The following is a 19,023-nucleotide window of genomic DNA, read 5'->3' on the forward strand; positions in this document are numbered from 1 at the left end:
CGTTGACACCCCGGGAAACACGAAAGCAAACGACTGAAATGGAGGCGGCATGACCACTGCGCCCGCACCGGAGAACTTCGACCTGCTCGTCGTGGGAGGGGGGAAAGCCGGGAAGTCCCTGGCGATGGACCGCGCCAAACGCGGATGGAAAGTGGCGTTGGTCGAACGCCGCTTCGTGGGCGGAACCTGCATCAATGTCGCCTGCATCCCCACCAAGACCCTGGTGGGCTCCGCGCGCCGCCTCGCCGAGGCCCGCACGGACGCCGACTTCGGCGTCGCTGGCACCGAGGGCGCCCGGATCGACCTCGCGTCGCTGCGCGCCCACAAGGACGGGGTCGTGGGCGCGATGGTGGCCGCCCACGAGAAGATGTTCGCCGCCCCGGGCATTGATTTCATCCGCGGGAGCGCCCGTTTTGTCGGCGAGCGCACAGTGAACATCACCACTGATGACGGCACGATTAGGACCATCAGCGCACCCCGAGTGCTCATCAACCTGGGAACGCGCCCCGCACGGCCCGCCATCCCCGGCCTGTGGGAGTCGGGCGCGTGGACCAGTGAGGACATCCTCCGCCTCGAGTCCCTGCCCCAATCCCTGGCGATCATCGGAGCCGGGTACATCGGCGTCGAGTTCGCCTCCATGATGGCCACCTTCGGCGTCACAGTCACCCTGGTGTCCTCCTCGCCGCGCATCCTGCCCCGCGAGGACGCCGACGCCGCGGCCGAACTGGAGGCCGCGCTCGAGGCGCAGGGCGTCACCATCGTGCGCGGGGCGCGCGCCGAGTCCGCCTCCCGCGACGGCTCCACGACCGCTGTGGCCCTGTCCGACGGCACCACGGTCGTGGCGGAGGCCGTCCTGGCGGCGGTCGGGCGCACCCCCAACACCGACGGCATCGACCTGGAGCTGGCGGGGGTCGACGTGGACGAGCGAGGCTTCATCGCCGTCGACCCCCACCTGCGCACCACCGCCGAGGGCACGTGGGCGGCGGGCGACGCGGCGGGCACGCCCATGTTCACCCACGCCTCGTGGAGCGACTACCGCATCATCCGCAACCAGTTGGACGGGGTGGGCCTGGACGACCCCACGACCTCCACCGCGGGCAGGACCATCCCCTACGCGGTGTTCTCCACCCCGGAGCTGGCGCGCATCGGCCTCAACGAGACGGAGGCCGCCGCCCAGGGCCTGGACGTGCGGATCGCGAAGATCCCGACCGCCGCGGTCCCCAGGGCGAAGACACTGCGCTCGCCCGCCGGGTTCCTCAAAGCGGTCGTGGACGCGCGCACCCACCGGATCCTGGGGGCGACCCTCATCGGGGAGCACGCCTCGGAGACCATCACCGCCGTGCAGATGGCGATGGCCGGGGGCCTGACCTACGAGCAGCTGCGCTTCCTGCCCATCGCCCACCCCACGATGGGCGAGGGGCTGCAGATCCTCTTCGACTCGCTGGACTGAGGCGCCCCGCTCCCGCGGGGCCGGCGGCTGCGCACAGGGGAAGGGCGCGGGGCACGAAAGGGGCGGGGCCCGGACCACAATGGTCCGGGCCCCGCCCCTCGCATCGCACCAGCAGATGCTCGCGCTGGTCAGCCGATCCAGCGGCCGGAGGAGTCGAAGTTCTGCCAACGCCCATCGACCCACTGAGTGCCAGTGGCCATCTCACCAGAGGGCTTCAGGTAGTACCAGTACCCGTCCACGCCCTTCCAGCCGGTGGCCATGGTGCCGTCCTCGTTCAGGTAGTACCAGCTGCCGTTGGACGCCTGCCAGCCCGTGGTCATCGCACCGGAGGCGTCGAAGAGGTACCAGCTGCCGTCGATCGACTTCCAGCCGATCGTCATGACGCCGGAGGCCTCCAGGTAGTACAGGCTGTCGCCGACCTTGGTCCAGCCGATCCGCATCTGCCCGGTCGACGGATCCAGGTAGTACCAAAGGCTGTTGACCCTGGTCCAACCGGATGCGCGGCCGTTGGGGCCGTAGTAGTACCACTTGCCGTCGGCCTTGTCCCAGCCGTAGGCCAGGTAGCCGTCGGCGTCGAAGCGGTACGCGACGCCGTCGATCTCAACGACCTCGGAGGAGGGGTGGGTGCCATCGGAGTACTGGTAGAACCAGCCCTTCCCGGTGTTCATCCAGCGCCCCGTCTTCACCGCGGTGGCGAAGAAGCCGACGGCCTGGGTGATGTCGTCGTCAGCCGCGGGGTCGTTGTTGGCGCCCTTGGCGGTGACGGTCGCGTTGACCGGGGTGGCGTCGGACCCGCTCAGGTGCAGGTTCGCCAGGTCGACCAGGCCGGACTCGACGACAACCGAGTCGGCGCCCTCATCGACCGTCTTGGAGACGGTGGCCAGTCCTGCCACGTCCAGGGTCGCCGAGGTCACGGACCCGGTGACGGTCGCGCGGACGTAGATGGTGCCGGACAGGGTCGCGCCCTCCAGGGGCTGCCAGGTCGCGTTGTCGGTCGAGTACTCGACGGATGAGACAACGGGCTTCTCCTGGTCGCGGGTGACCGCGGCCAGCGCGTTGACCAGGCCGGCGCCACGGTACTCCTTGCCGTCAGCGGGGACCGTGAGGCGGTCGAAGGAGTAGGCGGCCTGCTGCTTGAGCAGGGCCACCAGCTGGTCGGCGGTGTAACCGGGGTGGACCTCCTTGAGGAGGGCGACGACGCCCGCGGCGTGCGGGGAGGCCATCGAGGTCCCGGACAGGTAGGCGTAGCCGGACTCGCGTATCCCGGTCGGCACGGTGGACCACACGCGCATACCGGGGGCGGCGACGTCAACGGACTTGACGCCGTAGTTCGAGAAGTACGCGCGGTCCAGGAGGCCCGTGGACGCGTCCTGGCCATCGAGCAGGGCCAGCGCGGACACGGAGATCACATCGTCGTTGAGCATCGCGGGGACGTCGATGCCGCCAGTCACGTCGCGGGTGAAGGCAGCGCCCTCGACATCGTTGGGCGAGCTGGTATCAACCGTCGGGTTGTCGTGGTCGTCGTTGGCGTTGCCCTCGGCGGCCACGTTGACGACGCCCTTCTGGTGGGCGTAGTGGACGGCGCGGCTACCGGCCTCCATGCCAGCGGCCTGCGTGGGGTCGTTGGGCAGCCAGAACGCCCACGGATCCATGTAGAAACTCGCGTTGGTCACATCGACCCCGTGATCGGCCGCCCACGTGAACGCGCAGGCGACGTACTCGGGGTAGAAGCTGCCGTTGGAGTTCGAGGTCTTGATCGCGACCAGGGTCGCCTCGGGGGCGACGCCGTCAACGCCGATCCCGTTGTGGGCCGCGGCGATCGTGCCGGCCACGTGGGTGCCGTGGTAGTGGTCGTCCTTCCAGGCCGAGTAGTCCTGGTTGGCGATCCCGTTGGAGGCGCAGCCGACGGAGCGGGTGCGGTCCACCTGGTCCTTGAGGTCCGGGTGGTCGGCGTCGATGCCGGTGTCCAGGACGCCCACAGTCACCTTCGCACGGGGGACATCGACCTGCTGGGCCTGGACCGAGCCGACGGCGTACAGGCCCCAGGCGTTCGCATCGCCCTCGTCGGGCGTGAAATCGGTGCCGCCCTCGGGGGCGAAGTCATTGAGCTGGGAGTTGGGCGACAGGCTGTCATCGTGGTTGGCCACGGCCTCGGCGACCGCCTGATTCTCGCCGGGGGTGCCCTGGTTCCGCTCCACCTTGACCTCAGCGCCGCTCACCGTGGCGTAGCGCGTGGGGCCGATGGAGTCGTAGGAGATCCCGGCGGCGACCAGGGCAGCTCCGAGATCGGGCGCGAAGGCGGCCTTCACCGACTGCACGAAGAAAGAGTTGAATACCGGGTACTGGGCGAGGACTACTCCGCCCACATCACCGGCTTTCGAAACAGCCGTTGCAAAATCCGACTCGGAAGCGCCAACGGGCAGGTTCACGGCATAATTCATGACCTCGTCGCGCTCCCGCGCGGCTGAGGTAATTCCTGGAGTGCCCTCCGCGTGCGCGGCGGGACTACTCACGGCGACAACGGACAATGCTGTGGCCAGCGTTACTGCGGCGGACAGCATGACCCTTACGGGTGTACGCGACATCGTGTCCTCGATTCATTCGACGGATGGGACGGTCCCCCGAGCGGCGGAAGGCTCCTCCACTCAAGCTCCCGTCCTTTCATAATGTCGGGGATAACCGGTAAAAGTCCAGCAATATCCACATTTTAAGAACTGTTTACCATGTGTGAACACCGGTTCCAGGACTATCCACAACCCACTCACTCCCTTGTCATCACTGCATTCGACGCACAATTGGGGAAGCGATGGCACATGAGCGGGAGACATATCACTCCCCTATTCCCGCCGGGATCAGACAAAGCACTGACCACGTGTACCACATCCGCCCCAAGAAGCAGCGCCCCACCGCGTCCTGAGTACCACGGACGAGCCAGCGGCGGCGCGCCCCGCAGGCGGACGAGGCGATAGCCGCGCCGCGCTCAGTCCTCCAAACCCGCGTCCAGGGCGAGCAAGTGCTCCATGCCCTGCGGACGGACGAGCCAGTGGTGCTCCCCCGCCCCGACGCCGACGACACCGGGTTTGGTGAGCATGTTGTAGTTCGACGCCATCGAATAGCCGTAGGCGCCGGTGGCCGGGACCGCGATCACGTCCCCGGTCCGCACGTCGGCGGGCAGATCCACATCGCGCACCACGATGTCGCCGCTCTCGCAGTGCTTGCCCACGATCCTGCAGCGGGCCAGCTCCTCGGCGCCCGCCCTGCCTGCCAGGACCGCAGTGTACGACGCGCCGTACAGGGCAGGGCGGATATTGTCGGACATCCCCCCGTCGACGGCGACGTAACGGCGCACACCCCCACCCGGCAGGGACACGTCCTTCACAACGCCCACCGTGTACAGGGTCAGCGCAGTCGGCCCCACCACGGACCTGCCGGGCTCTGCGCTCACATGGGGGACCGGCAGCCGCAGCGACGCGCAGCGCTCGCGCACCACCCCCGCCAGAGCGCGCGCCACGGCCGCGGGCGAGTCGGGCACGGGATCCTGGCCGGTGTACGCGATGCCCACGCCCCCGCCCAAGTCGATGGCCGCCGTCTCCACGCCCAGCTCGTCGCGGATGAGCGCCGCGAAGTCCACGACGACGCGCGCGGCCTCCTCGAAAGCGGCCGTGCCGAAGATCTGCGACCCGATGTGGGAGTGGAGGCCCAGGAACCGCAGGTGGGGGGCCTCGCGGATCCGCCGGACGACGTCCAGGGCCTGCCCGTCGGCCACAGACACCCCGAACTTCTGGTCCTCGTGGGCGGTGGCGATGTACTCGTTGCCGCCCGCGTGGACCCCCGACTTCAAGCGCACCATGACGGGGGCCTCCACCCCCAGCCGCGCGGCGATGCGCTCGACGGCGCCCACCTCGTCGGCCGAGTCGATGAAGATCCTGTGGATGCCGGCCTCAAGGGCCAGCTCGATCTCCGCGTCGCCCTTGTTGTTGCCGTGCAGACCGATCCTGCCCGGATCCACCCCGGCGCGCAGCGCCAGCGTGAGCTCCCCCAGGGACGCGGTGTCGATCCCCATCCCCTCCGAGGCCACCAGGCGCGCCACTTCGGCGCTGAGGAACGCCTTGCTCGCGTAGAAGGCGGCGCCCCCGGCCATCCCGTAGCCGTCCCAGAACTCCTCGGCCATCGCCGACACCCACACGCGGGCGCGCGCGGCCAGGTCGGCCAAGTCCACGACGAAGAGCGGGGTCCCCAGCCGGCCGGCCAGGTCGGCCATTGCCACACCGCCGACCTCCAGGGCGCCGTCCGGGCGGCGCTCCGCGCTCCACGGCCACAGATCCGGGCGCTCGGCGGGTCCGGGGCACACCAGCGAGCCGAGCGGCGGGGAGTCCGCCCCATTGGAGCCCGGCATGGTCACATCCTCTCCGGGGCGGCGACCCCCAGCAGGCCCAGTCCCGTGCGCAGCACCTGCGAGACAGCGTCGTTGAGCCACAGGCGCGCGACGTGCCCCGCCTCGACGGGGTCGTCACCGCGAGGGGTGACGCGGCACTGCCCGTACCACGCGTGGTAGGTGCCCGCCAAGGCCTCCAGGTAGCGCGCGACGCGGTGCGGCTCGCGCAGCTGCGCGGCCTGGGCGATCTGGGCGGGGAACTGGGCGAGGGCCCCCAGCAGTTCCGCGTCCGCGGCGGTGTCCAGGGCGGCCGGGTCGAAGCCCGCGTCCCGCCGGACCCCGTGGTCCGCCGCGTTGCGCGCGACATTACGGGTGCGGGCGTGGGCGTACTGCACGTAGTACACGGGGTTGTCGTTCGTGTGCTGGGTGAGCAGGTCCAGGTCGATGTCCAGGTTGGAGTCCATCGACACGCGCACCAGCGCGTAGCGCGCCGCGTCGACGCCGACGGCGTCGACCAGGTCGTCCAGGGTCACGATGGTGCCCGCGCGCTTCGACATGCGCACGGGGGCGCCGTCCTTCACCAGGTTCACCATCTGGCCGATGAGGATCTGCATGTTCACGCCGGGCTGGTCGCCGAAGGCCGCGCACATCGCCATCATGCGGCCGATGTAGCCGTGGTGGTCGGCCCCCAGCAGGTAGATCGCGGCGTCGGCGCCGCGGCGGCGCTTGTCCAGGTAGTAGGCGACGTCCGCCGCGAAGTAGGCGGCCTGGCCGTCGGACTTGATGAGCACGCGGTCCTTGTCGTCGCCGTAGGACGTCGTGCGCAGCCACACGGCGCCGTCGCGGTCGAAGACCTCGCCGCGCTCGCGCAGGGTCTCGATGGCGGCGGACACCGCCCCCGAGTCGTGCAGGGAGTCCTCATGGAAGAACACATCGAACTCGGAGCGGAAGGCGCTCAGGCGCTCCTTGATCTCCGCGAACATCAGCTCCACCCCGCGCGCGCGGAATGCCTCAACGGCCTCCTCCTCGGGCAGGCCCACAGGATCGGGCCGCCCGGCGGCGCGCGCGTCGGCGCGCACCCTGTCGGCGATGTCGGCGATGTACTGGCCACCGTAGCCGTCCTCGGGTGCCTCGCGGCCCAGGGCGCGCGCGTACAGGGAACGGGCGAAGCGGTCGATCTGCGAGCCGTGGTCGTTGAAGTAGTACTCCCGCGTCACGCGCGCGCCCGAGGCGGTCATCAGGCGGGCGAGCGAGTCGCCGACCGCCGCCCAGCGGGCACCGCCCAGGTGGACAGGGCCTGTGGGGTTCGCCGACACGTACTCCAGGTTGATGTCCTGGCCCGCCAACGAGGCGTTGGCGCCGTAGGAGTCCCCCGCCTCGACGATCGCTGCGGCCAGCTGCCCGGCCGAGGACGCGGCGAGGCGGATATTGATGAATCCGGGTCCTGCGACCTCCACCGACTCCACACCCTCCGCGTCCAACAGGGCATCGGCGATGAGGGCCGCGAGGTCGCGCGGAGCGGTGCCGGCCCGCTTGGCCAGCTGCATAGCGGCATTGGTCGACCAGTCGCCGTTGTCGCGGTTGCGAGGGCGCTCGACCCGCACGGGGTCGGGGATGTCGGAGGGGTCGAGGGCGACGCGCCCTCCGGCGGCCGCGTCGAGCAGGACGGCGCGGATCAGTGAGGCTAGTTCTTCAGGAGTCACGCCCCAAGCCTACGGGCAATGGGCGGAGCGGGCGAACCGCCGAGCCCTCATCCCTCCCGATGTCGCGCACAAGGACGGAGTGGTGCCCCTCCTGCGGGCTGCGCCGTGAATCCGGGTGGTGATGGGCGGGACGGTCCAAAATGCGTCTGAGTTTCGCCGTTTTCGAAGGCCTCCGTGCGGGGTTGGTCCAAAATGCGTCTGAGTTCGACGGTTTTAGCCGGATCTGGGTAAATCCGGGCAAACTCAGACGCATTTTGGACCATATGCCCTCCAAGCCCCTTTTCCAGCCCGAGACTCAGACGGATTTCGGACCACCGACCCACTGGCGCCACCGGGCCGCTGGCCACAGGACCACAGCACAGCCCCTCCCATCGGAAGCGGTGGGAGGGGCCGCGTCCCCGCTCACGCGCGGTGCGACGCCTCGTACTCGGACATGAGGTCGATGCGCCGCTGGTGGCGCGCGTCCCCGGAGAACGGGGTCTCCAAGAAGGCGTCCACCAGCGCCAGGGCCTCCTCGACAGTGTGCTGGCGCGCGCCCACCGCTATGACGTTCGCGTCGTTGTGCTCGCGGGCCAGGCGGGCCGTCGCGTCGTTCCAGACGAGGGCCGCGCGCACGCCGGCGACCCGGTTGGCCGCCATCTGCTCGCCGTTGCCGGAGCCGCCGATGACGACGCCCAGGGAACCGGGCTCGGCGACGACCGCCTCAGCGGCCTCGATGCAGAACGGCGGGTAGTCGTCCAGGGGCTCGTAGGACAGGGCCCCGTGGTCGACGACGTCGTGGCCCGCCCCGCGCAGGTGGGCCACGACCTTTTCCTTCAGTTCGTATCCGGCGTGGTCGGTGCCGATGTGGACTCGCATATGACACTTCCTCGGGTGATGTGACGATGACACGCGCAAGTATGTCACACATCACCCGTGCGCACCCTTCCGCCAGGGCTGCTACACTGTTGCGCGCCGCCCCGATAGCTCAGTGGATAGAGCGTTCGCCTCCGGAGCGAAAGGCCGCAGGTTCGAATCCTGTTCGGGGCACTCTTAACGCCCAGCGCCCTGCCCGTCCGGATCCGGGTAGAAGACGTCCTCGATGCGCTTGCCGAAGACGGAGGCGATCTTGAAGGCGAGCCCCAGGGACGGGTCGTACTTCCCGTTCTCGATGGCGATGACCGTCTGGCGGGAGACCCCCAGAGAAGCCCCGAACTCCGCCTGCGTCCAGCGCTTCTGCGAGCGCCACGAAGCGCAGCAGACGAGGCGGGGGCCGCCCCGTCGCGGACTGGTCCGCGAGGCGGGGGCAGGAGTCGCAGGAACGGTGGGAACTGGGGCTGTGCGTGTTGCGCTCACGACCCGAAATGCACAGCATCCTTCACATCGATGTGAAGGCCACTTGACACTAAATGTCAACCTTCCTTGACTTCGTGCGCAAAAGTCACCGTCGTCCACCCCACATTCGCGTCCACGGAACGCGCACCCGGGCGACGCCAGGACCAGCCTCCCGTAGAGTGGGGGGACTCATCTGACCTCGAACAAGGAACTCGCATGACCTACCAGTGGTGGTCCCTGCTCCCCTTCGTGGCTATGCTCGGCTGCATCGCGCTCCTGCCGATCATCCCCGCCACAGCGCACTGGTGGGAGCGGGCCTCGAGCCAACTCATCATCGCCCTCGCCCTCGGAGCGCCCACCACCGTGTGGATGTTCCTGGGCGCGGGTTCCTCCCCCCTCATCGCCACCGGAGTCGAGTACGCGCAGTTCATCATCCTGCTCTTCGCGCTCTTCACCGTCTCGGGGGGCATCCACCTCGACGGCGACATCAAAGCAACGCCCCGCAACAACACGATCTTCCTTGCGGTCGGCGGACTCCTCGCCTCGTTCGTGGGAACGACCGGCGCGGCGATGCTGCTGATCCGCCCCTTGCTCGCCACGAACAAGGAGCGCGTCCACCGGGTCCACACCGTGCTCTTCACGATCTTCGTCGTCGCCAACTGCGGCGGACTGCTCACCCCCCTGGGCGACCCGCCCCTCTTCCTCGGCTACCTGCACGGCGTCCCCTTCACGTGGACGCTCGGCCTGTGGAAGGAATGGTTGTTCGTCCTCGCGCTCCTGCTGCTCACCTACTACTCGATCGACCGGATCCGCTACGCCTCCGAGGACGCCAGCGCCATCGAGTCCGACGACAGGGACATCAAGCCCCTGCGGCTGCGCGGCGGGCTCAACCTGCTGCTCTTCGCGGTCATCATCGCCGCCGTCGCCTTCGTCCCCTCCTGGGACGGCGAGGCGCTGGCCGAGGGGCACGTGGGCGGCTGGACCGAGCTGGTGCCGTGGCGCGAGATCGTCATGATCGGCGCTGCGGCGGCCTCCTACTTCCTCTCCGACCGCGAGGTGCGCTTCACGTCCAACGCCTTCACATGGGGACCGATCAGCGAGGTGGCGATCCTCTTCATCGGCATCTTCGCGACGATGGCCCCCGCGCTGCGCTTCCTGGAGCAGATCGCACCGTCGCTCCCGCTCACGCGGATGACGTTCTTCCTCTTCACCGGCGGCTTGTCGTCCGTGCTCGACAACGCGCCCACGTACATGACCTTCTTCGAAATGGCCAAAGCCCTCGGCGGCGACGGCACCCTCATCGCGGGGGTGCCCGAGTACTACCTCATCCCCATCTCGCTGGGGGCCGTGTTCTGCGGGGCGGTCACCTACATCGGCAACGGCCCCAACTTCATGGTGAAGTCCGTCGCCGAGGCCGACGGCGTGGCGATGCCGAGCTTCGGGGGCTACATCACCCACGCCTTCACACTGCTCGTCCCCATCCTGGCCGCGATGGCCCTGGTCTTCGTCGGAACCTCCTGGGTGGAGCGGGGCGTCGGCATCGCCCTGGCCGGCGGCCTGGCGTTCAACTCACTGTGGCGCATCCGCCGCGCTGGCAAGGTCGAGGGGGCCGCGGACTTCTCCGGCGAGCGCTGACCCGCCGAGGACGCCCGTGGGCCCGGGCGTCCGGGCCCATTCTCACGCGGGCGCCTGGGGCGCCTCCCACAGCCCGCGCGAGTCGAGGAGGTCGCGCACCATTGTCGGCTTCTCCGTGACAATGCCGTCGATGCCGTAGTCCAGCAGTTCCAGGACCTCCTCGGCGGTGTCGATCGTCCACACGTGCACGGCGAGCCCCAGGGTGTGCGCTGCGGCCACGAAACGGCGGTCGACGACACGGAGGGGCCCGAACCCCGCGGGCACCTGGGCGGCGACAACGCCCTGGGAGGGGCCGGGAACGCACCACCGCGACGGGTCGGTGGCCGTCTTCGCCGCTCCCACGAGGCGCACCACCGCTTCGGTGCCAAGGGAGGTGGGGATGGACGCGCGGGTGCGCACGGCGCGCAGGCGCGCTTCCTTGAAGGAGGCGACCAGGGTGCGCGAGGCCGCCCGGTGCTCCTCTATGACCGCGATGAGCGGCTCGACGACGCCGGGGGCCTTGGCGTCGATATTGAAGTACATGTCGGGGAACGCCTCGAGGACCTCGGCCAGCAGGGGCATCTTCTCCCCCGGGGCCCCGCGGTGGCGCAGCCGCGAGATCTCCTTCCAGTCCAGCTGGGCGATCGGCCCGGTCCCGTCGAAGCAGCGGTCCACCGTGTCGTCGTGGGAGAGGACGACCCTGCCGTCAGCGGTGAGGTGGGCGTCGGTCTCGATGTGGCGCACCCCCAGGGACCGGGCGTGCTCGAAGGCGGCCATCGTGTTCTCGGGGGCCTCGGCTCCCCCTCCCCGGTGGGCGAGGACGATCGGGCCGCGACGGGACACGACGGGAATCATTGGCAGGCCTCCTGACCGGGATAAATGGCTCGCACCCCGGCCATCCAGGCCTCGGGGTCAACGGGTTCGTCCTTCTCATTATGAATCTCGAAATGGAGGTGCGGGCCCGTTGACCACCCATTGTTACCCACGGCACCTATGGTTTGCCCGGCTGTGACCTGGTCGCCGACCTTCACGGTGATCCGGTTCATGTACTGGTGCAGGTACGCGGAGTAGAAGACCGTGCCGTCCTTGCGCTGGTGCCGGATCTGCAGGTAGGCACCCGACCGGGAGTTCTCGGCGACCTCCGTGACCGTCCCCTGGTAGACCGCGACGACCGGGGTGTCCAGCGGCGCCGCCATGTCGATGCCCTCGTGCTGCAGCAGTTGGCCCGACACCGGGGAGACACGCATCATGAAGGGCGACGTGATCGTGAAGGACCCCTCGGCGAGCGGCCAGTAGATGGTGTCGGTGGTGATGTTGACGCTCCGGGTCCCGTCGGCGCCCGCGCTCGAGGCGCAGCCCACCATGGAGACGGGGGCGCGCACCCGAGCCCGCGACGCCGCAGTGAGGGAGCCCTCGAGCATGGAGGCCCGGGGCAGCACCTGCCCCGCGGCCCAGCTCTGGCGGTCGGGCGGGGCGCCCAGGGCCATGGCGGGCATCGTGAGCGCCGTCGCCGAGCCGATGCGCCCCGTCATCGGAACCGCGATGGTGGCCCCGGCGAGGCCGACGATCAGGGTGGCGCGGGCGACGTGTCCGAAGAATCCCACCGTCCTGCGGGGTTTGCCCGGCCCCGGCTGGGACTCGGCGACGTGCCCCCCTCTGGGCCTGCCCCCGCTGCGCGGGGCGGAAGCCTCGCGATGCCGCTGGGCGCGTTTGGGCAGTGGGCATTGCAACTCGGTTCCGCTCACCCGGGTCCCCCGTTCGCTGTCGGTCGGCCAGTTCGCTTACTCATAATCTACCTCCAGGTGAGCGCGGGCGCGCAAGCCCGCGCAGCCGTGAGGTTGCACCCATATCGCGGCGGGGTGCAGCCGGACCGGTCCCCCTCGCCGGGGCCCGCCGCAGAGCGCCGCGCCCGACCAGAGCCGCGCCGGGCACGGGGATGGCCGCCCCGCACTCCGCGGACGCGCTGTTCTGCCCGCCGCTGGCGCCCCAGTGCGGCGCACTCCGCCCGGGGGCCTCACCGCTGGAGGGAGTCGCGCACCTCGCCGACCAGCTGCTCGAGGATGTCCTCCAGGAAGAGCACCCCTGCTGTCTCCCCGTCGCGCTCGACGAGGGCGCAGTGGACGCCCGTGCGCTGCATGTGGCGCAGCGCGTCCTCGACCTCGTCGGAAGCCCCGACGGTCTCCAGGCGGCGGATCCGCCACGGGGTGATGGGTTCGTCGCGCTGGGCGCCCTCGGCGTAGAGCACGTCCTTGAGGTGGACGTACCCACTGATCGCCCCGTCCCCGTCGAGGACCGGGAAACGGGAGTACCCGGTGCGGGCGACCTGTTCCTCGACGTCGGCGGGCGTCGCCGAGGCGGGCAGGACCACCAGGGCGTCGAGGGGGACCATCGTCGAGCCCGCGGTCTCCTCGGAGAACTCCAGCGTCCCGGACAGCAGGCCGAGCTCGTCGTCGAGGACGCCCTCGGCCTGGGAGGTCTCGACGATGGTGGCGACCTCCTCCACTGTGAACGTCGAGGCGATCTCGGCGCGCGGCTCGTACCCGGCCAGGCGGACGAACCAGTTCGCGAAGGCGTCCATTGCCGTGATGACGGGGCGGATGACGCGCCCTATGCCCACCAGGACGGGGGCCAGGACCAGCAGCATGCGCACGGGGGAGGCCAGGGAGATGTTCTTGGGGACCATCTCCCCGAACACCACGTGGGCGAAGAGGACGAGCGCCAGGGCGGCGGCGAAGCCGACGACGTGGGCCGAGGCCCCGGGCAGCCCCGCCCGGGCCAGCGGCGCCTCGACCAGGTGCGCGATGGCGGGCTCGGCGACGACGCCGAGGGTCGTGGAGGCCACGGTGACGCCCAGTTGGCAGATGGCGAGCATGAGGGACACGTGCCGCAGGGCGTGCAAGGCGTGGCGGCTGCCGGTCCTGCCCTGCTCGGCCAGGGGCTCGATCTGGGAGCGCCTCGTCGAGGTCACGGCGAACTCGCCGGCCACGAAGAAGGCGTTGACGCCCAGCAGGAGGACGGTGACGGCGATGCCGAGTCCGGCGTTCATCCGGCCTCCTCCGGCTCCGGCGGCGGAGTGAGGGCGATCTGCGTGACGCGCCTGCCCTGCATCTGCGCGACCTCCAGGCCGATGCCATCGACTTGGAGCCTCTGGCCGACGGCGGGGATGTCGCCCAGCTCGTTCATGACGAGGCCGCCGAGGGTGTCGTAGGGGCCGTCGTCGGGCAGGGCGATCCCCGTGCGCGCCTTGAGCTCGTCGGGCCGCAGCGTCCCGGGGACCAGCAGAGTGCCGTCGGGGCGCGGGCGGATCCCGAGGCGGCGCTGGTCGTGCTCGTCGGAGACCTCGCCGACGATCTCCTCGATGACGTCCTCCAGGGTGACGATGCCGGAGACTCCGCCGTACTCGTCGACGACGACCGCCATTTGCAGGCCCTCGTCGCGCAACTGCACCATGAGCGGCCCGATCGGCACGGTCTCGGGCACCGAGGGCGCGGGGGCGAGCAACGACGCGGAGACGACGGGCACCTCGGCGCGGCGCTCGTGGGGGACGGCGACGGCGCGCCTGAGGGACACGAGGCCGACCACGTCGTCGGAGTCCTCGCCGATGACGGGGAAGCGCGAGTGGCCGGTGCTGGCCGCCAGGGCGATGACGTCGGCGGCGCTGGCGCCCTCCGGGAGGGTGCGTACGCGCCCCCGGTCGGTCATGACGTCCGCGGCGCACAGGCGGGACATGCGGATCGAGTTGGTGAACAGGGAGGCGGTGGACGTGTCGAAAGTGCCCTCCTCGGCACTGTGCTCGACGAGAGCGGCCAGCTCCCCGGCCGAGCGCGCCGACGAGATCTCCTCGCGGGGCTCGATCCCCATGCGCCGGAGCACCCAGTTGGCGGTGCCGCCCAGCATCCAGATGACGGGGGCGAACACGGTGGTGAACGCCATCTGGAAGGGGGCCACCGCGCGCGCCGTGTCCATGGGGTGGGCGAGCGCGAGGTTCTTGGGGACCAGCTCCCCGAAGAGCATGGAGAAGACGTTGATGAACACGGCCGCCGCGAAGGCCGCTGTGCCCGTCGCCAGGCCCCAGGCCACCCCCGCCGACCCCAGTGCCGATTCCAGCAGCGAGGCGATGGTGGACTGGGTCGTGTAGCCCAGCAGGATCGTCGTCAGTGTGATGCCCACCTGCGCGCCGGAGAGCTGGGTCGACAGCGTCCTCGTGGCGCGCAGGACGCGGGCCGCGCCGCGCTGCCCCTCCTCGGCGCGCTTCTCGACGACTGCCTGGTCGATGGCGACCAGGGAGAACTCCGCCGACACGAAAACGAATGTCCCGGCGGTGAGGACGAGCCCCAGAACCAGCATCAGCGCGGTCGCCATTGCCGCCCCCCGCCGACGCCCTCGGTGCCCTGCGCGCGCCGGGCGCGTGGAGTCGGGGACGAATACCCTGGTGTGCCACTGTCCATGATGGACACCAGTCTAACGAGCCATTCCAGCGCCCTGCGCCCGCGCACGCCCCTTTTGCCAAAACTCACCCGCGCGCCCTTCAAGGGGAAGGAAGGGGGCGGCCAAGTGTCGCAAAAGAACAGTGAATGCGCTCACGGGACTCATACAATTGACTCCATCGCCACCAGTGCCGGGCCCTCGAGCGTCAGAACCAACCGGAGGAGACAGTGCCCAGTTCCACACAACACCCCGATCCCCAGTGGTACATCGCGAAGATGCGGGGCCTCTACGCGCGGGACCCCGGGCGGCTCGACGAGTCCTGGCGCGCCTACTTCTCGACCGAGACCGCCCCGCCGCAACTGCGCTCCCCGTTGCCCGCTCTTCCCACCGCGCCCGGGGCCACAGCGCAGGCGCCCGCCCCGTCGACCCCGCACGCGCCCACCGACGCTGGGACTACCTCATCGGCCCCTCCGGCGCCCGCCGGAACGGTCCCCGGGTCCAGCCCGGAGCCGGACCGGCGACCGCTCAGCGTCACCGAGCCCACTACCGGCCTGGAGGACTTCGCGCCCCAGGAGGGCGTCGCCAATGAGGAATCGGTGACGCGCGCCGACCTGCCCCCAGCCCCTCCGGCCGCCGTCGCCGAGGCGACCAGCCCCTACACGCGCCAGCAGCACGGGCGCGCCGCCTTCACCCGGGGCGCGGGCGGGGCCACCAGCGACGAGACCGCCGTCCTCAAGTCCACGGCGCGGGCCACGGCGAAGCACATGGAGGCGTCCCTGTCCATCCCGACCGCCACCTCGCAGCGCCAGATCCCGGCGAAGCTGCTCATCGAGAACCGCGCGCTCATCAACTCCCACCTTGCGCGGAGCGTGGGCGGCAAGGTGTCCTTCACCCACCTCATCGGCTACGCCCTGGTCGAGGCCCTGTGCGAGATGCCCGGACTCAACGTGCGCTACGCCCTGGAGCGCGGCAAGCCCGCCGTCGAGCACATGGCCCACATCGGGTTCGGGCTCGCCATCGACGTGGCCGACGCCCAGGGCAACCACTCGTTGAAGGTGCCCGTCGTCCACGACGCCGACACCCTGACCTTCGCGGAGTTCGTCGCCGCCTACCAGGACCTGGTGTCCCGGGCGCGGCACGGCGCGCTCGCTCCTGGGGACTACGCGGGCGCCACCGTCACCCTGACCAACCCCGGGACGCTGGGAACCACGACCTCGGTGCCGCGCCTCATGGCGGGCCAGGGCATCATCATCGGCGTGGGCGCCACCGACTACCCCGCCGAGTTCCGGGGCGTGTCCCCCAAGCGCCTGGCCGCGATGGGCATCGGGAAGACGATGTTCTTCTCGTCCACCTACGACCACCGCGTCATCCAGGGCGCCGACTCGGGCCGCCTCCTGGCCCTCATCGACCGGAAGTTGTCGGGGCACGACGGATTCTACGAGCGCGTCTTCACCTCCATGCACGTGCCCACCCGCCCCTACAAGTGGCAGGCGGACTACGAGTACGACCCCGCACGGGAGAAGGGCAAGGCGGCGCGCATCGCCGAGCTCATCCACGCCTACCGCTCCCGCGGGCACCTCGCCGCCGACACCGACCCCCTGTCCTACCGCGTGCGCCACCACCCCGACCTGGAGCTCTCCTCCTACGGCCTGTCCGTGTGGGACCTCGACCGCCCCTTCCCCGGCGGCGGCCTCGGGGGCGCCCAGACCCTCCCCCTGCGCGAGATCCTCGCCCAGCTGCGCGACACGTACACGCGCACAGTGGGCATCGAGTACATGCACATCCAGGACCCCGTCCAGCGCCAGTGGGTGCAGTCCCGCATCGAGAAGCCCTACTCGGCCCCCGACGACGCCGAGCAGGCGCGCATCCTGGACACCCTGATCCGCGCGGAGGCGTTCGAGGAGTTCCTCCAGACCAAGTTCATGGGCCAGAAGCGCTTCTCCCTGGAGGGCGGGGAGTCCCTGATCCCCCTGCTCGACGAGATCCTCTCCTCGGCGGCCCTGGCGGGGATCCACGAGGTGGCCATCGGCATGGCCCACCGCGGGCGCCTCAACGTCCTGGCCAACATCGCCGGGAAGTCCTACTCCCAGATCTTCGGCGAGTTCGAGGGCAACTACGTGGCCAACCCCGCCCAGGGCAGCGGCGACGTGAAGTACCACCTGGGCACGTGGGGCGTGTACTCCGTGGACGACGGCATGGCGACGAAGGTGTACATGGCCGCCAACCCCTCCCACCTGGAGGCCGCCGACGGCGTACTCGAGGGCATCGTCCGCGCCAAGCAGGACGCCCTGGGCGACCCGGACCTGCCGGTCATCCCCGTCCTGGTCCACGGGGACGCCGCCTTCGTCGGGCAGGGAGTCGTCCAGGAGACCCTCAACATGAGCCAGGTGGAGGGCTACAAGACGGGCGGGACGATCCACGTGATCGTCAACAACCAGATCGGTTTCACCACCGGCCCGGCCTCCGGGCGCTCCACCCGCTACGCCACGGACCTGGCCAAGGGCCTGCAGATCCCCATCCTGCACGTCAACGCCGACGACCCCGAGGCGGTGGTGCGCTGCGCCCGCCTCGCATTCCAGTACCGCTGCCGCTTCCACAAGGACGTCATCATCGACATGGTGTGCTACCGCAGGCGCGGGCACAACGAGGGCGACGACCCGTCGATGACGCAGCCCGTCATGTACTCCCTCATCAACCGCATCCCCTCCACCCGTTCCGTCTACGTGCGCAACCTGGTGGGGCGGGGGCGCCTCACCGAGGAGCAGGCGCGGGCCTCGATCTCCAAGTACGAGGCGGAGCTGTCGCGCATCCTCGAGGAGACGCGCTCGGGCGGGCACGAGGGGAGGCCCGCCCCCGACCCATCGCTGACGGCGGGCGTGGGCGGCGCGGGCGAGGCGGAGGACTCCGGGTGGACGATGCCCGAGTCCCAACTGCCCGGCCAGGGCATGATGATCGGGTGGGCGTCAGCCACCTCGGCCCCCCGGATCCGCCGCATCGGCAAGGCGCACACGCGTTTCCCGGAGGGTTTCACCCCCCACCCCAAGATCCGGCGGCTGTGCGAGCGGCGCCGCGAGATGGCGATGGGCGAGCGCCCCATCGACTGGGGTTTCGCCGAGATCCTCGCGATGGGCACCCTGCTCATGGAGGGGACGAATGTGCGCCTGTCCGGCGAGGACGCGGCGCGCGCCACCTTCGTCCAGCGGCACGCGGTGCTCCACGACCGCACGGACGGCAGGGAGTTCACGCCCCTGCGCTTCCTGCGCCCCGACCAGGCCGACTTCGGCGTGTGGAACTCCCCCCTGTCCGAATACGGTGTGCTCGCCTTCGACTACGGGTACTCGCTGGAGAGCCCGGAGACCCTGACCATCTGGGAGGCGCAGTTCGGCGACTTCGCGAACGGCGCCCAGACCGTGATCGATGAGTTCATCTGCTCGGCCGAGCAGAAGTGGGGCCAGCGCAGCGCCCTCGTCATGCTGCTGCCCCACGGCTACGAGGGGCAGGGGCCGGACCACTCCAGCGCGCGCATCGAGCGCTACCTCCAGCTGGCCGCCCAGGACAATATGTGGATCGTGCAGCCCTCCACCCCGGCGAACCACTTCCACATGCTGCGCACCCAGGCGTACAAGCGCCCCCGCAAGCCCCTCATCGCCTTCACCCCCAAGCAACTGCTGCGCCTGGCGGCTGCGGCCTCGTCCGTGGAGGAGTTCACCAGCGGCTCCTTCCGCCCCGTCATCGGCGAGGCGCAGGCCGGCATCGACCCCGCGTCCGTGGAACGGGTCCTGGTGTGCACGGGGCGCGTCTACTACGACCTCGTCCGCGAGCGCGCGGCCAGGCGCGACCCGTCGACCGCCATCGTCCGCCTCGAGCAGCTCTACCCGCTGCCCGAGGAGGCCCTCGGCGAGGAACTGGCCAAGTACCCGGGCGCCGAGGTGGTCTGGGTGCAGGACGAGCCGAGGAACCAGGGCGCGTGGCCCCACCTGGCGCTCAACCTCTTCGCGCAGTGGCCCGGGCCCGTGCGCCTGGTGTCCAGGCCCGAGTCCGCGACCACCGCGGCCGGCCGCCCGTCGCTGCACAAGGAGCAGGCCTCGTGCCTTCTGCGCGCGGCGTTCGGCGATTAGGGGCGCGCGCTCCGTATCCTG

At 70.2% G+C, this 19,023-nt stretch carries 12 protein-coding genes and 1 tRNA gene; 4 read left to right on the forward strand and 9 right to left on the reverse strand.

Annotation, left to right across the window (positions count from 1 at the left end; all coding sequences use genetic code 11):
- Window positions 1-49: 49 nt before the first annotated feature.
- Window positions 50-1,450: a dihydrolipoyl dehydrogenase family protein gene (locus tag G447_RS0102800; protein ID WP_026429962.1), complete on the forward strand. Its 1,401-nt coding sequence runs from the start codon at window positions 50-52 to the stop codon at window positions 1,448-1,450.
- Between the two features lie 128 nt (window positions 1,451-1,578).
- Here G447_RS0102800 and G447_RS0102805 read toward each other — a convergent pair whose 3' ends face one another.
- From G447_RS0102805 to G447_RS0102820, 4 genes are all read right to left on the reverse strand, one after another.
- Window positions 1,579-4,035 (reverse strand): S8 family serine peptidase, encoded by a 2,457-nt coding sequence (locus G447_RS0102805; RefSeq protein WP_026429963.1) that lies wholly within the window; start codon window positions 4,033-4,035, stop codon window positions 1,579-1,581.
- A gap of 395 nt (window positions 4,036-4,430) precedes the next feature.
- Complete coding sequence (gene lysA / locus G447_RS0102810) at window positions 4,431-5,846, reverse strand: diaminopimelate decarboxylase (RefSeq protein ID WP_026429964.1); 1,416 nt, start codon at window positions 5,844-5,846, stop codon at window positions 4,431-4,433.
- Window positions 5,847-5,848: 2 nt separating this feature from the next.
- Window positions 5,849-7,528, reverse strand: a complete 1,680-nt coding sequence (gene argS / locus G447_RS0102815) for an arginine--tRNA ligase (RefSeq protein WP_026429965.1) — start codon at window positions 7,526-7,528, stop codon at window positions 5,849-5,851.
- Between the two features lie 402 nt (window positions 7,529-7,930).
- Window positions 7,931-8,386 (reverse strand): ribose-5-phosphate isomerase, encoded by a 456-nt coding sequence (locus G447_RS0102820; RefSeq protein WP_005868209.1) that lies wholly within the window; start codon window positions 8,384-8,386, stop codon window positions 7,931-7,933.
- Window positions 8,387-8,484: 98 nt separating this feature from the next.
- Between G447_RS0102820 and G447_RS0102825 the strand changes: the two genes are divergently transcribed.
- A tRNA-Arg gene (locus G447_RS0102825) sits at window positions 8,485-8,557 on the forward strand.
- A 3-nt stretch (window positions 8,558-8,560) separates the two neighbouring features.
- On the opposite strand, the gene G447_RS12850 is transcribed toward G447_RS0102825, so the two are convergent.
- On the reverse strand, window positions 8,561-8,863 hold the full coding sequence (locus G447_RS12850) for a helix-turn-helix transcriptional regulator (protein ID WP_051226218.1): 303 nt from the start codon (window positions 8,861-8,863) through the stop codon (window positions 8,561-8,563).
- 195 nt (window positions 8,864-9,058) lie between these two features.
- On the opposite strand from G447_RS12850, the gene G447_RS0102835 reads away from it, so the two are divergent.
- The gene (locus G447_RS0102835) at window positions 9,059-10,477 is read left to right on the forward strand and encodes a sodium:proton antiporter (protein ID WP_026429966.1); all 1,419 of its coding nucleotides are present in this window, start codon (window positions 9,059-9,061) and stop codon (window positions 10,475-10,477) included.
- 42 nt (window positions 10,478-10,519) lie between these two features.
- On the opposite strand, the gene G447_RS0102840 is transcribed toward G447_RS0102835, so the two are convergent.
- The 4 genes from G447_RS0102840 to G447_RS0102855 all read right to left on the reverse strand — a co-directional run bounded on the left by G447_RS0102840 (window position 10,520) and on the right by G447_RS0102855 (window position 14,818).
- On the reverse strand, window positions 10,520-11,311 hold the full coding sequence (locus tag G447_RS0102840; RefSeq protein WP_026429967.1) for a glycerophosphodiester phosphodiesterase family protein: 792 nt from the start codon (window positions 11,309-11,311) through the stop codon (window positions 10,520-10,522).
- Window positions 11,308-12,060 carry a M23 family metallopeptidase gene (locus G447_RS0102845; protein WP_005868201.1) on the reverse strand — a complete coding sequence of 251 codons (753 nt, stop codon included), beginning with the start codon at window positions 12,058-12,060 and terminating at the stop codon, window positions 11,308-11,310. The genes G447_RS0102840 and G447_RS0102845 overlap by 4 nt, the downstream gene beginning before the upstream one ends.
- A 410-nt stretch (window positions 12,061-12,470) precedes the next feature.
- Complete coding sequence (locus G447_RS0102850) at window positions 12,471-13,502, reverse strand: hemolysin family protein (protein WP_005867283.1); 1,032 nt, start codon at window positions 13,500-13,502, stop codon at window positions 12,471-12,473.
- Window positions 13,499-14,818 (reverse strand): hemolysin family protein, encoded by a 1,320-nt coding sequence (locus G447_RS0102855; protein WP_026429968.1) that lies wholly within the window; start codon window positions 14,816-14,818, stop codon window positions 13,499-13,501. The genes G447_RS0102850 and G447_RS0102855 overlap by 4 nt, the downstream gene beginning before the upstream one ends.
- Window positions 14,819-15,159: 341 nt before the next feature.
- Between G447_RS0102855 and G447_RS0102860 the strand changes: the two genes are divergently transcribed.
- Window positions 15,160-19,002 (forward strand): multifunctional oxoglutarate decarboxylase/oxoglutarate dehydrogenase thiamine pyrophosphate-binding subunit/dihydrolipoyllysine-residue succinyltransferase subunit, encoded by a 3,843-nt coding sequence (locus G447_RS0102860; RefSeq protein ID WP_243442292.1) that lies wholly within the window; start codon window positions 15,160-15,162, stop codon window positions 19,000-19,002.
- Window positions 19,003-19,023: the final 21 nt, after the last annotated feature.

The organism is Schaalia georgiae DSM 6843 (assembly GCF_000429245.1).
GTDB classification, from domain to species: Bacteria; Actinomycetota; Actinomycetes; order Actinomycetales; family Actinomycetaceae; genus Pauljensenia; species Pauljensenia georgiae.